Here is a 13,854-nt window from a genome sequence, read left to right on the forward strand (position 1 = left end):
GAATCTCATGACATTGACCGACAATCGCGTTCTCGACTGGTCGACGGCGCCGGTGGTGGCGCACGACCATGCACCCATCGCCGATTTCCTCGCCACCACCAAGGGGCTGGCCGGACGCAAGTTCGCGGCCGACTCCCGCGACATCGCCGAGGTGCTGAGCTCCTCGTATTCCGGGGCCGCCGTCGTCGTGCGGGATGAATCGGGGTTGGTGCGCGGCTACGCCGCATTGCACGAGCCCCATGGACTGGAACCGGAACTGTTGGGCGACTTCGTCTTCAGTCCCGACACTCCGCCACACGTGATCGACAACATCGTCGACGACTCCATCAGGAGATTCCGCATCGAAGCGGCCGCCATCCCCGGTGCCTTTCTGCGGGTGATCATCGGCACGGATCAGCAGGCGGCCATCGAAGCGCTGCAGAAGCGCGGCGGGCGCACCGAGGCGGAGTTCATCCGGACCCGCAAGCCACTCCATGATGAGGACGTCGAGGCCCTGGCCGCGGCGGCGTCCCCGGGCATCGAGATCCTGTCATGGTCGGAGGTCGTCGACCGCGGGTTGTCCGAAGACGTGCGCCGCCTGCAGTTCGACACCTTCCAGGAGCATTTCGGGAACATGTCGAAGACGCCCGAGGTGTGGGAGTCTCACCTCAAGAGTCGCTCCTTCGCACCAGATTTCAGCATCGCGGCCTACGACGTGGAGCAGGGCGTGATCGGCTATGTACTCGGGTCGGTCTTCACCGCGGGGGTGGGGGACAGCGAGGAACGCAGCGCTCACACCGACTACATCGGAGTGCGGGGCGATCAGCGCAAGCGGGGACTCGGTGAACTGCTGCTGCGCAAGATCTGGCTGGCGGCGTTGCGGCGCGGGGTCAACGTGGCCTCCTTGGGCACCGACATCAACAACAAGAGCAATGCCCACCTCCTCTACCGGAGACTGGGCTACGTCGCAGTCGAAGAACAGTACTCATTCCGCATCGACCATCAGGACACCACCGAATGACCACGGCAGAAAGCTATCTGGCCTCGTCGACCGCCGACGACCGCGAACTCACCGACCGGTTCGGGCCGATCTTCGACGAGATCGCGCGCGGGAACCCCGAACGGGAGAAGAATCGCGAGTTCCCGCACGACCAGGTGCGTGCACTGAACGACGCGGGTTTCGGCACTCTGCGCATCCCGGTGGCTCTCGGTGGGTTCGGCGCCTCGCTGGAACAGACGTTCGCGCTTCTGGCGGATCTGGCTGCAGCCGATCCCAACGTCGCACACATCTGGCGCAACCACCTCGCGTTCGTGGAGGACCGGTTGAACGCCGCACCGTCGCCGGGAAACGACGTGTGGATCAAGCGGTTCCTCAGCGGCGAATTCGTCGGCGGGGGATGGACCGAGGCCAATGGCGTCACGCTGGCCAACATCGTCACTACGGTCACACCGGAGGGCGACCACTGGTTCGTGACGGGCGCGAAATACTATGCCACCGGCAGCCTTTACGCGGACTGGCTTGACGTCCTGGGAAAGTCTGACGACGGGTCGCTCCTGACCGCGCTGGTGCGTGCGGATCAGGACGGTGTCGCACTGGTCGATGACTGGCGTGGCTTCGGCCAGCGCACGACCGCCAGCGGAAGTGCCCGGTACGACGCCGTGCGTGCCGAAGCTGGCGACGTCTTTCCGGCGGCCGAGCGATTCAGCTATCAGTCGCACTTCTACCAGACGGCGATGCTGTCGGTCCTGACCGGAATCACCAAGGCCATCGTTCGGGACGGCACGCGTGCCCTGCAGGACCGCAGACGCAACTACCCGCATGGACTCTCGGAGACTCCCGCCCAAGACGCTCAACTGCTCGCGGTCATCGGCGAGGCCTCGGCTCTCGCATTCGGCGCCGAGGCCGCACTGGCGCGTGCCACCGGCACCCTGGACCGCATCGTGTCAGGTCGCGTGGCAAACGGCGCGGCAGCGCCCCGGGACCGCCTGGTGACGGCCGAGGTGGCGGTGTCGTCGGCGCAGCTGGTCATCATCGACGCGGCCCTGCGCGCCGCCACCGGGGTCTTTGACGCGCTTGGTGCTTCCGGTGTTTCCGAGGACCTCGGACTGGACCGGCACTGGCGCAACGCCCGCACGCTGGCCTCGCACAATCCGCGCGTCTACAAGGCCAGAATCCTGGGGGACTGGGTGGTCAACGGCAAGGATCCAGTGCCCGACCTGGTGGGCGGCGCACGCGGAGGCCAGGGCGACTGAACCCCTTCCGCCAGCGGCCAGTCAGGTACGCAACACGCTGGGAGTGGCCGACTGGTCGCTCGCGGGACGGGGGAGTGGGTCGAGGATGAACTCGCCCCATGCCCGCAGTGCCTCAGCGGGATACGCCGCACCATCGCGGTTACGGGCCAAGGAAATAAGCGCCCTTGCAACAGTGGTGATTCCGTCGCCGGTGCGCTGAGCGGCGGCCACAAGTTCATTGAAGGCGTCGCGCTCGGTGTAACCGCGGACGGCCATGAGAATGCCTGTGGCGATGTCGATGTCACGGCGCGATGAGCCACCTGTCGGCCCGGTGCTGATGTGGTGCATGGGTCTCCCTCCCTGTGTATCTGAGTGTGCGCGGGAGAATCGGCCCGCGAAAGACATCGACGCACCGTGATGCTGAGAGCCGCCCGGCACACGGACTTAGGCTCGACACGATTTGAACTGTTGCCTTTTCGCCCTGTCTGGTGCTCGCGGTTTCGATGCGTTCGCGGGTCGGTGTCGGCGCGCGCCGATCGTCGAGACGGTGATCCGCCACCTATCGACCGGCTGACCCGTCACGGCGCCGGCGATGCCGTGAGCCGCGGAATGGTGCGAACGCCCGGGACTCCCTAGGCGCGCTGCGAACTTAGCTGTGCTGCTAGGCCGTTTCGAGTGTCCACTCCCACGGCATTCCGGCCGCGACGGACCCGGCACTTCGGCTCGCCATGATCGAGATCAGCTTTCACAGGCATCAGCCCGGCCTCGCGCACCCCTTGGGGGCCAGGGCCGGGGCACTCACGTGGTCCGATGTGGTGCCGCAGATATTGACCGCGTCGACAAGCCAGCCCGTGTTGCTGAAAATGTCGAAGCGCGTCGGGATGACACCTGTCGACAGCACGCACACCGGCTCTTAGACTCCCGATCCATTCATTCCGGGTGGGAGGGGAGCCATCATGGCCGGATTCGTTACGACGTGACCACCAACCTTGTGGCAAGGCCGATGCGGTCAGTGGGGGACTTCTTCGTCCTCACCGCCGAGACGCTGGCGGCCATGCCGCGTCGGCCCTTCGCGTGGCGCGAACTCATCGACCAGATCTGGTTCGTCGCCCGCGTGTCGATCGTGCCGACGATCATGCTGTCGATTCCCTACACGGTGCTGATCGTGTTCACCCTCAACATCGTGCTGCTCGAGGTGGGCGCCGGTGATCTGTCGGGTGCGGGCGCGGCACTTGCCGCCGTCACGCAGGTCGGTCCGGTGGTGACCGCGATCGTGGTGTCCGGTGCGGGGGCCACCGCGATGTGCGCCGACCTCGGTGCCCGCACCATCCGCGAAGAGATCGACGCGATGAATGTGATCGGCGTCAATCCCGTTCAGGCGCTGGTGGTTCCACGCGTCATCGCGGCGACTTTCGTGGCGTTGATGCTCTACTCCGTGGTCGCGGTCGTCGGGCTCACCGGCAGCTACGCGTTCGTCGTCTACGTCCAGCACGTCACGCCCGGGGCATTCGTCGCCGGTATGACGCTCTTGACGGGCCTGCCCCAGGTGATCGTGTCGTTGGCCAAAGCGCTGCTGTTCGGACTGTCGGCGGGTCTGATCGCCTGCTACAAGGGCCTTTCCGTGGGCGGCGGACCGACCGCAGTCGGCAACGCCGTGAACGAGACCGTCGTGTTCTCGTTCATGGCGCTGTTTCTGATCAACATCCTGGCCACAGCATTCGGCGTGAAGGTGGCCCCGTGACCGACCTCGAAATGGGCAGGTGGGTTGAGGCGACCCGCAGGCTCGGTACGCAGACGGCGTTCTACGGCAACGCCCTGGCCGCTACGGGAGACGCGGTCCGGCGCTATCCCGGGGAGGTGCTGCGTCTGATCGCCGTGATGGGGATGGGCACCGGAGCGCTGGCCGTCATCGGCGGCACGGTGGTGATCATCGGCTTCCTGACCCTGTCCACGGGCGCGCTGATCGCCGTTCAGGGCTACAACACGCTCTCCAACGTCGGGATCGAGGCGCTCACCGGTTTTCTCGGCGCGTTCCTCAACGTCCGCTTCATCGCCCCTGCCACGGCCGGAGTGGCCCTGGCCGCGACGATCGGTGCCGGCGCCACCGCCCAACTGGGTGCGATGCGCATCAACGAGGAGATCGACGCGCTCGAGGTCATGGGCATCCGTGCCGTGACCTACCTGGCGTCCACCCGGATCGTCGCCGGTGTGCTCGTGGTCATCCCGCTCTACACCGTCGCGGTGCTGATGTCGTTCCTGGCCACCAGGTTCGGCACCACAGTCATCTACGGGCAGTCGCGGGGCGTATACGACCACTACTTCTCGACGTTCCTGCATCCGACCGACCTGCTCTGGTCCTTTGTCGCCGCGCTGTCGATGGCGGCTGCGGTGATGGTGGTGCACACCTACTACGGGTTCACCGCCACCGGCGGTCCGGCCGGGGTGGGGGAGGCCGTCGGGCGTGCGGTGCGAACCTCGGTGACCGCAACAGTTTTCGTGCTGTTGACCATCACACTGTCCGTCTACGGGCAGTCCGGCAACTTCCATCTGTCGGGGTGAGGGCATGACGGAACCACGCCGCAGAGACGGCATCGACCCCATCTGGTGGGCGCCCGTGCTGTTCGTTGTGATCGGTGGACTCATCGCGATGACGGCGCTGCTGTTCTCCGGGACGATGCGCACCTTCGTGCCCTTGACCCTTGTCTCGGATCGGTCCGGCCTGGTCATGGAGGACGGCGCCAAGGTCAAACTGCGAGGCGTGCAGGTTGGGGAGGTCGCAGGCATCCGGGCCGACGCCCCCGAAGGCGAGTCCGCCCTGTCGAGGTTGACCCTGAAGATGTATCCGGGGCCGTTCGAGTACCTGCCGAGCAACGTCGAGGCGGAGATCAAGTCCAGCACCGCATTCGGCGCCAAGTACGTCGAACTCATCATCCCGGACGCCCCGAACCCCGAACCGCTCAAGCCGGGCGCCGTGCTGCGCTCACGCAATGTGACGGTCGAGGTCAACACGGTGTTCGAGAACCTGCAGTCCGTCGTCGGCGCGATCGACCCCGCCAAACTCAACTCGGTGCTGGCCGCGGTGGCCGAATCGGTGCGCGGTAAGGGTGAGGTGATCGGACGCGCGATCACCGATTCGAACAACGTGCTGCTGGCCGTCAACCCGCGCATGGAGACCGTGCGCCAGGACTGGCAGCTGTTCGGTCAGACCGCGCAGACCTATTCGGCTGCCGCACAAGACATCCTGGAGGTGCTGGACTCCTTCAGCACCACCAGCGACACCCTCAGCACGCACGCACAGGCGTTGGACACCCTGCTGCTGTCCGCGGTGGGATTCTCCTCGGCCGGGGTGAACACGATCGGCGGCAACCAACCCGGCCTGGTGCGCGTCACGAACACCCTCGAGCCCACCATGGCGCTGTTCAACAAGTACTCACCCACCTACACGTGCCTGTTCCAGGGCGCGCTGTGGTTCCTGGATAACGGTGGTCGAGACGCACTGGGCGGCAACGGCAAGTCGGTCATCATGGATGCGGCGCTGCTCGCCGGTGACGACCCCTACCGGTTTCCTGACAACCTGCCGCGCGTGAACGCCACCGGCGGTCCGGGAGGGCGGCCCAGCTGCGGATCCCTGCCCGACGTCAGTCAGAACTTCCCGGTCAAGTACCTGGTCACCGACACCGGATTCGGGACCGGCCTCGACGTGCGGCCCAACCCGGGGATCGGTTTCCCAGGCTTCGCCAACTACTTCCCGGTCACCAAGGCCATTCCCGAACCACCGCGCATCCGCTATCCAGGCGGACCGGCACCGGGGCCGTGGCCGGCACCGGTATCGCCGCCACCCACCCCGATCAGCGAGGAACACCCATGAGAGGCAGAACGCCCCGCGCGTTGGTCCGGGTTCTGCTGTTCACGGCGATGTGCCTGGTGTTCATGTTCGCGCTGGTCACCGTGTTCGGACAGTTCCGATTCGACTCGCGCACAACCTTTCACGCCGTGTTTGACAATGTGTCGGGACTCAAGGGCGGAAACTTCGTGCGCATCGCCGGCGTCGAGGTCGGCAAGGTCACGAAGCTCACCCTGCACAAGGACGGCACCGTGTCCGTCGATTTCACCGTCGACAGGCAACTGCCGCTGACGGAGGCCACTCGCGCCGCGGTGCGCTACGAGAACCTGATCGGCGATCGCTACCTGGCGCTCGAGGAGGGGCCCGGATCGGTGCGACGCCTGGCGCCCGGCGGCACCATCCCACTGCCGCAGACCTCCCCGGCGCTCGACGTCGATGCGCTCATCGGCGGGTTCCGCCCGCTGTTCCGCGCGTTGGATCCCAATCAGGTGAACGCGCTCTCGGGGGAACTGTTGAACGTCTTCCAAGGCCAAGGGGGCACCGTCGCCTCCGTGCTGTCGCAGACCGCGGCTCTGACCACGACGCTGGCCGGCCGCGACGAGTTGATCGGCGAGGTGATCACCAATCTGAACACCGTGCTCGGCACCTTCGCCGACCGGGACGAGCAGTTCTCCGAAGGCCTGGACAGGCTTTCGCAGTTGGTGCAGGGTTTGGCCGACCGCAGGAGTGACCTCGCCACCGGGGTGGCGCACATCAACGCCGCGGCGGGCACCGTCGCCGACCTGCTGGCCGTCGCGCGGCAGCCGATCAGGGACACCGTCGCGCAGACCGACCGGTTCGGTGGGCAGGTCATGGCAGACAGCGATTACGTCGACGATCTGCTCAAGACCCTGCCCGACGCCTACCAGATCCTGTCCCGGCAGGGCCTCTACGGCGACTACTTCGGCTTCTACCTGTGCGATCTGGTGCTCAAGGTCAACGGCAAAGGCGGTCAACCGGTGTTCGTCAAGCTCGCCGGACAGGACACGGGACGGTGCACGCCGAAATGACACGAGTGCGAAATCTGCTGAAGAGGCCCGAGATCACGCCGCTCGCCGAACGGAACCGGGTCACCGTCGGGGTGGTCGGGATCCTGATCCTCACCGCACTCGTGGTGGCCGCGTTCTCCTACGACAAGCTCCCGATCATCAAGGGCACCAACGACTTCTCCGCCTACTTCGCGGAGGCCGGCGGCATCAAGGCGGGCAGCGACGTGCGGGTGTCCGGAATGTCGGTGGGACGGGTGTCCGACATCCATCTGGAGGGCACACAGGTGCGGGTGGACTTCACAGTGGACAGGAACGTCGAACTCGGCGGCCGCACTGAAGCCGCCATCAAGACCGAAACCGTGCTGGGCACCAAAATGCTCGAACTGACCCCGCGTGGCGACGGCCGCCTCGACGGTGCGATCCCGTTGGACCGGACCACCTCGCCCTACGACCTGCCCACCGCGCTGGGCGATCTGACCACCACCATCAGCGGTCTGGACACCACCCAGCTGTCGTCGGCGCTGTCCACACTGGCCGAGACGTTCGCCGACACGCCAACGGATCTCAAGGTCGCGCTGGAAGGGGTGGCGCGGTTTTCCGACACCCTCAACGCGCGCGACGCCCATCTGCGCGGTCTGCTCGCCGACGCCGACAAGGTCAGCGCGGTGCTGGGAAAGCGCAGCGATCAGATCGCCGGCCTGGTGGTCAACGCCAATGCGCTGCTGGCCGAACTGTTGGCACAGCGCAGTTCGGTCGACGCCCTGATGACCAACCTGACCGCGGTGTCGGCCCAGCTTTCGGCGGTCGTCGACGACAACCGGACTGCGCTCCAACCCGCACTCGACAAGCTCAACGGCGTGCTGGGCATTCTCGACACCCGCAAGCAGGAACTGCAGAGGACGCTGTATCTGCTTCGGCGCTACGCGATGTCGTTCGGTGAGGTGCTGGGCTCCGGGCCGTTCTTCAAGGCCTCGGTGGTCAACCTGCTGCCGGGGCAGTTCTCCCAGCCGTTCATCGACGCGGCGTTCTCCGACCTCGGGTTGGATCCCAACGTCCTGCTGCCGTCGCAACTCGTCGAACCGGGAGTCGGCCAACCCGGCACCCCGGCGCTCCCGGTGCCGTACCCGCGGACCGGGCAGGGCGGCGAACCGCGCCTGACGCTGCCCGACGCGATCACCGGCGTCCCCGGTGATCCGCGCTACCCGTATCGAGAACCGCTGCCCGCACCGCCCCCGGGCGGGCCGCCGCCGGGGCCGCCCGCGACCGCGCCCGCGCCCGGCGAACTGCCTGAGCCCACGGTGCCGCCGCTGCCACCCGAAGGGGACGCACCGTGACCGCGCACAGACTCCGCATCCTCACCGCGGCCGGGCTCGTCGTCCTGCTCGTGACCGCGCTCACCGTCGTGGCCACACCGTGGTGGAAGGGCATCGCCCGCAACACCTTTGTGGCGTACTTCGCCAACACCAACGGGCTGTACACGGGTGACGAAGTGCGCATCCTCGGGGTGGCCGTCGGCACGGTCGACGCCATCGAACCCCTGCCCGACACCGCCAAGGTCACCTTCTCGGTGGACGCCGAATACCCCGTGCCCGCCGACGCGCGGGCCGCGATCCTGTTACCGTCGCTGGTCAGCGCACGCGCCATCCAACTCGTGCCGGCCTACTCGGGCGGTCCCCAGCTGACACCGGGAGCGGTCATCCCGCAGGAGCGCACCGCGGTGCCCGTCGAATGGGACGACTTCCGCGCGCAGTTGGAGAAGCTGACCGAGTCGCTACAGCCCACCACCCCGGGAGGCCCGAGTCCGGTGGGGGAGTTCATCAACTCCGCGGCGGCCAACCTGCGCGGACAGGGAGACACCGCGCGCGACACCGTCATCAAACTGTCCCAGGCGGTCTCGGCACTCGGCGACCACAGCACCGACATCTTCAGCACGGTGCGCAATCTGCAACTGCTGGTGTCGGCGCTGTCGTCGAGCAGCGATCTGCTCGCCGCGTTCAACACCAACCTGGCCGACATCACCACCGTCCTGGCGAACACCCCCAACGAATTCGCCGACGCCACACGCAGTCTCGACGGAGCGGTGAACGACCTGCGGGGATTCCTCGACGACAATCGCGAGGGCGTCGGTGTCACCTTCGACCGGCTCAACACCATCACCACCGCACTCGACGACAGCCGCGGTGACGTCAAGCAGGTGCTGCACATCGCGCCGACGGTGTTCCAGAACTTCATGAACATCTACCAGCCTGCGCAGATTTCGGTGACCGGGATCCTGGCCCCGGTGAACTTCGCCAGCACCGTGCAGTTCATCTGCAGCGCCGTGCAGGCCGCCTCCCGCAAGAACTGGGAGCAGTCCTCGAAGCTCTGCGTGCAGTACCTCTCGCCGATCATCAAGAACCGGCAGTACAACTTCCCGCCTCTGGGTGTCAACCCGTTCGTGGGCGCCACCGCGCGGCCCAACGAGATCACCTACAGCGAGAACTGGCTGCGACCCGACTTCCCGCCTCCACCAATCCCGCAACCTCTGCCCGACCCGCAACCTCTGCCCGACCCGCAACCACTGCCCGACCCGCAACCTCTGCCCGCCGAGACCGGCGGGACACCGTGAGGCGCGCCGTGGCGGCCCTCGTGGCCGTGGTGAGCCTGATAACGGTGACGGGCTGCCAATGGCGCGGGCTGAACTCGCTGTCCCTGCCCGGAACCGAAGGCGGCGGCGACGGGTCCTACACCATCCAGGCGCAACTGCCCGACGTCGTCGTCATCCAGCAGAACACCCGAGTGCGGGTGGCCGACGTCAACGTCGGCAATGTGACCAGGATCGAAGTGCAGGACTGGCACGCGCTGGTCACGATGCGCATCGACGGTGGCGTCCATCTGCCCGCCAACAGCACCGCGAAGGTGGGCCAGACCAGCCTGCTGGGCTCGATGCACATCGAACTGGCGCCGCCCACGGATCGGCCCGCCGAGGGGGAACTCACGGACGGCTCGGTGATCCCGCTGTCCGCGGCGGCGACGTACCCGACCACCGAGCAGACACTGGCCTCGGTGTCGATACTGCTCAACGGCGGCGGGTTGGGCCAGCTGCAGGAGATCAATCAGGCATTCGCCACCGCCCTGGGCGGTCGCGAGACCGATATGCGCAGCCTGCTCACCCAACTCGACACCTTCATCGCGTCACTGAACTCCCAGACCGACGACATCATCACCGCCACAGAGAGACTCAACGAGTTGACGGGGCAGGTCGCGGCACGCGACGACACCGTCGACCGAGCGCTGACCACCATCCCGCAGGCGCTCGCGGTGCTGGCGGACTCGCGAGCCCAGATCGCCGACGCGGTCGATGCTTTGGGGCGCTTCGGTGCGATCGCGAACTCGACGGTGACCGCGACCCGCGAGTCACTGGTGAACAATCTGCGCAACATCGCCCCCGTGCTGCGGTCGCTGGCCGACGCCGGACCGGCCCTGACGAAGGGACTGGACTTCCTGACGACCTACCCGTGGGTGAAGAGCACGGTCGAGAACTGGTTCCGCGGTGACTTCGCCAACATCTCGCTGGTGGTCGACCTGACCCTGAGCCGGTTGGACAGCGGACTGTTCACCGGCACCCGCTGGGAGGGGAACCTGACGCAACTCGAAATGCAGTGGGGCCGCACGATCGGTCAGCTGCCCAGCCCGTACACCGCGGGCAACCCGCTGATCGCGCCCTACCGGTGGGGAGCCTACTGATGCTGCGACTGTCCCGAACCGTGTGGACCCAGTTGGCGATCCTGGCCGCGGTCACCGTCATCGCAGGCGGGGTGATGGCGTTCGGGTTCGTCAAGGTGCCGGCCCTGCTGGGCGTGGGGCGCTACACCGTGACTGTCGAACTACCCGCGGCCGCAGGGCTTTACCCCACGTCGGTGGTGACCTATCGCGGAACCGAGATCGGCCGCGTCAGCTCCGTCGACGTCACGCGGGACGGCGTCCGCGCCGTGCTGAAGCTGCACTCGGACACACCGGTGCCCGCCGACGTGTCGGCGTCGGTGCACAGCCGCTCCGCGGTGGGCGAGCAGTTCCTCGAACTGACGCCGAATCCGGGCGCGGCACAGGACGTCGCACTGCGCGACGGCGCCGTGATCGAGGTGGCCAAGGCGCAGGTTCCGGCCGACATCGCCGACCTGCTGGACGACACCAACACCGCGGTGCAGGCGATCCCGCCGGACACCCTGCGCACCGTCGTCGACGAGGCCGCCAAGGCCGTCGCGGGTCTGGGGCCCGAACTGTCCCGGATCGTCGACGGTTCCACCGCGCTGGCGATCGAGGCGGGCAAGACCGCCGATCCGCTGACGAGACTGATCGACGAATCGCCGGCCCTGCTGAATTCCCAAGTGCGCAGCTCCGATTCGATCGGGTCGTGGGCGCGCAACATGGCCGCCATCACGGGTCAGCTGCGGGCGCAGGACACCGCGTTCGCGGACCTCCTGCAGCAGGGCGGGCCGGCGCTGCAGCAGGGTACGGCCCTGTTCGACCGGGTTGCCCCCGCGCTGCCGGTGCTGCTGGCCAACCTGGTGAGTCTGGGTGACATCGCGGTGACGTACCGCGCTGATCTGGAACAGCTTCTGGTGCTGTACCCGCAGGGCACCGCGGTCATGTCGGCGATCGCGTTGGCTGACTCCAAAGTCGACCAGGACTACCGCGGCATCTACCTGGACTTCAACCTCAACCTCAACCTGCCGCCGCCATGCAACACCGGATTCCTGCCGGTCCATCAGCAGCGTGCGCCGAGTGACGTCGATGCGCCGGAACGCCCGGCGGGCGAACTGTACTGCCGAATTCCGCAGGACTCGCAGTGGAATGTCCGTGGGGTGCGCAACATTCCGTGCGAGACCAACCCTGCGAAGCGGGCGCCGACGGTCGAGTTGTGCGAGAGCGACGAGGAGTACGTGCCGCTGAATGAGGGCATGAACTGGAAGGGTGACCCCAACGCCACGCTGTCTGGGCAGGGTGTGCCGCAGTACGCACCGGGGACGGACCCGCGGGCGCCAGTGGCTGACCCGCGGGCACCGGTGGCGGCCGTCCCGTACGACCCCGCCACCGGCGACTACCTCGGCCCCGATGGAAAGCGCTACACGCAGGGCGATCTCGCGAACCCCGGTGCCAAGACCTGGCAGTCGATGCTGGTGCCGGGGGCCTGACGGCGCCCCTGACGGACGCTGACGGTCCCCCCAAACGCCAGCGAGCGGCCGGTCTTGTACGCGACACGCCGAGGCGCGACGTACAGACGCCCCGCAAGCGGGGACCCCAGCCCGCTCGCGGGAGAAACCCAGCCTGCTCGCGGGGAACCCCTAGAGGGCTATTCCAGGGTGACGTCCGGGCGCTTGGCCGCCAGGCCCGCACCAGTCGCGAACAGCGCCACCAGCAGGACGACCACACCGACCGCGATGGGCGTCGAACCGCCGACCAGATCGGGCAGGTTCTGCAGGATCAACGCGAAGATGACCACCAGTCCCAGCAGGGCGGCACCCGGCGCGACGAAGGCACGCCACGGCGACACGTCCAGTGACTGCCGGCGCCGGATGAAGAACGCCAGCACCGCCACGGTGGTCGCGATGAGCAGCACCACGATGCCGACCGTCGAGATGCCCGCCAGCCAGGTGTAGAACTCGGTCACCGGGTCCAGGCCGATCAACGCGCCGCCGATGATGAACAGCCCCACCACGATCGAGTCGGCGCCCGACGCCAGGTGCGGCGAGGCATGGTTGGCGTGGGCCTCCCCGAGCGAGCCCGGGAACAGCTTGCGGTTGGACAGCGTGAACACGTAGCGCGACACGATGTTGTGGAACGACAGGATGCACGCGAAGAGGCTGGTCACGAAGAGCACCTGGATGATGTGCAGGCCGACGGTGCCCAGGTACTGCTCGGTGGCGCCGGGCAGCAGACCCGACGGGTCGGCCTGGGCCTGCTCCACCACGCGACTGTCACCCCAGGCCGTGATCAGCGCCCAGGTGGAGACGGCGTAGAACACGCCGATCAGGATGAGCGACAGGTACGTTGCGCGTGGAATGGTCCGAACCGGGTCGCGTGCCTCGTCGCGGAACACCGCGGTGGCCTCGAAACCGATGAAGCTCAGGATCGCGAACAGCAGCGCGATTCCCGGTGCGCCCGAGACGATCTCCGACGGTGTGATGATGCCGGTCGACAGGCCCTCATGGCCGCCCGAGAAGATGACGACGGCGTCGAGCACGACGACGATCGCGACCTCGGCGATCAGCAGGATGCCCAGCACATTGCGGGACAGGTCGATGTTGCGGTGCCCCAGGATCGTGACGACCGCGAAGGCGGCCAATGCCCAGATGCCCCAATGGATGTCGGGAAGCCCGTAGGACGCGAACAGGGCCTGTGCGCCCTGCCCGATCAGGCCGTAGACGCCGATCTCCAACGCCAGGTACGACACCAACGCCACCAGCGCGAAGCCGAACCCGGTGGTCCGGCCCAGTCCCTTGCCGATGTAGGAGTAGAACGCCCCGGCGTCGGGAACATGCGGCGTCAGCGCGGTGAAGCCGACGGCGAACAGCAGCACGATCAGCGTGCTGACGATGTAGATCGCCGGGAAGCCGATGCCGTTGCCGCTGGCGATGCCCAACGGCACGGGGCCGCCGATGACGCCGAGTGGCGAGGCCGCCGCCACCACGACGAAGACAATGCCCCAGACGCCCAGCGTGCCGCGGAGCTTGCGATGAGGCCGGTCGGGTACGTGGACCGCGTTCGGATCCTCGAGTTGATTCGCCATTG

12 protein-coding genes are annotated in these 13,854 nt (G+C 67.1%); 10 read left to right on the forward strand and 2 right to left on the reverse strand.

Features of this window, described 5'->3' with window-relative positions; all coding sequences use genetic code 11:
- Positions 1–7: 7 nt before the first annotated feature.
- Together G6N34_RS07170 and G6N34_RS07175 are read left to right on the forward strand one after the other, a co-directional pair.
- Positions 8–1,000, forward strand: coding sequence for a GNAT family N-acetyltransferase (locus tag G6N34_RS07170; RefSeq protein ID WP_085153244.1), 993 nt, complete (start codon positions 8–10; stop codon positions 998–1,000).
- Positions 997–2,232, forward strand: a complete 1,236-nt coding sequence (locus G6N34_RS07175) for an acyl-CoA dehydrogenase family protein (RefSeq protein ID WP_085153246.1) — start codon at positions 997–999, stop codon at positions 2,230–2,232. The genes G6N34_RS07170 and G6N34_RS07175 overlap by 4 nt, the downstream gene beginning before the upstream one ends.
- A gap of 21 nt (positions 2,233–2,253) precedes the next feature.
- Here G6N34_RS07175 and G6N34_RS07180 read toward each other — a convergent pair whose 3' ends face one another.
- Complete coding sequence (locus G6N34_RS07180; RefSeq protein WP_085153248.1) at positions 2,254–2,559, reverse strand: ANTAR domain-containing protein; 306 nt, start codon at positions 2,557–2,559, stop codon at positions 2,254–2,256.
- Between the two features lie 655 nt (positions 2,560–3,214).
- Between G6N34_RS07180 and G6N34_RS07185 the strand changes: the two genes are divergently transcribed.
- Genes G6N34_RS07185 through G6N34_RS07220 form a run of 8 tightly spaced genes read left to right on the forward strand, consistent with a single transcriptional unit; the run spans position 3,215 to position 12,257 of the window.
- A complete protein-coding gene (locus tag G6N34_RS07185; protein ID WP_085153252.1) occupies positions 3,215–3,952 on the forward strand; it encodes an MlaE family ABC transporter permease in 738 nt (245 codons plus the stop codon).
- Positions 3,953–3,963: 11 nt separating this feature from the next.
- Positions 3,964–4,770, forward strand: coding sequence for an ABC transporter permease (locus tag G6N34_RS07190; RefSeq protein WP_085153339.1), 807 nt, complete (start codon positions 3,964–3,966; stop codon positions 4,768–4,770).
- Positions 4,771–4,774: 4 nt separating this feature from the next.
- Positions 4,775–6,079, forward strand: a complete 1,305-nt coding sequence (locus G6N34_RS07195) for an MCE family protein (protein ID WP_085153254.1) — start codon at positions 4,775–4,777, stop codon at positions 6,077–6,079.
- Positions 6,076–7,104, forward strand: coding sequence for an MCE family protein (locus G6N34_RS07200; protein ID WP_085153341.1), 1,029 nt, complete (start codon positions 6,076–6,078; stop codon positions 7,102–7,104). Before G6N34_RS07195 ends, G6N34_RS07200 begins: the two co-directional genes overlap by 4 nt.
- Positions 7,101–8,417: an MCE family protein gene (locus tag G6N34_RS07205; RefSeq protein ID WP_109788562.1), complete on the forward strand. Its 1,317-nt coding sequence runs from the start codon at positions 7,101–7,103 to the stop codon at positions 8,415–8,417. Before G6N34_RS07200 ends, G6N34_RS07205 begins: the two co-directional genes overlap by 4 nt.
- Positions 8,414–9,691, forward strand: coding sequence for an MCE family protein (locus tag G6N34_RS07210; protein ID WP_085153256.1), 1,278 nt, complete (start codon positions 8,414–8,416; stop codon positions 9,689–9,691). Before G6N34_RS07205 ends, G6N34_RS07210 begins: the two co-directional genes overlap by 4 nt.
- The gene (locus tag G6N34_RS07215; protein WP_085153258.1) at positions 9,688–10,809 is read left to right on the forward strand and encodes an MCE family protein; all 1,122 of its coding nucleotides are present in this window, start codon (positions 9,688–9,690) and stop codon (positions 10,807–10,809) included. The genes G6N34_RS07210 and G6N34_RS07215 overlap by 4 nt, the downstream gene beginning before the upstream one ends.
- Positions 10,809–12,257 (forward strand): MCE family protein, encoded by a 1,449-nt coding sequence (locus G6N34_RS07220; protein WP_085153260.1) that lies wholly within the window; start codon positions 10,809–10,811, stop codon positions 12,255–12,257. Before G6N34_RS07215 ends, G6N34_RS07220 begins: the two co-directional genes overlap by 1 nt.
- A gap of 158 nt (positions 12,258–12,415) precedes the next feature.
- Here the strand turns inward: G6N34_RS07220 and G6N34_RS07225 are convergent, their stop codons facing one another.
- Positions 12,416–13,852 (reverse strand): APC family permease, encoded by a 1,437-nt coding sequence (locus tag G6N34_RS07225; RefSeq protein ID WP_085153262.1) that lies wholly within the window; start codon positions 13,850–13,852, stop codon positions 12,416–12,418.
- Positions 13,853–13,854: the final 2 nt, after the last annotated feature.

The organism is Mycolicibacterium confluentis (assembly GCF_010729895.1).
Classification (GTDB): Bacteria; Actinomycetota; Actinomycetes; order Mycobacteriales; family Mycobacteriaceae; genus Mycobacterium; species Mycobacterium confluentis.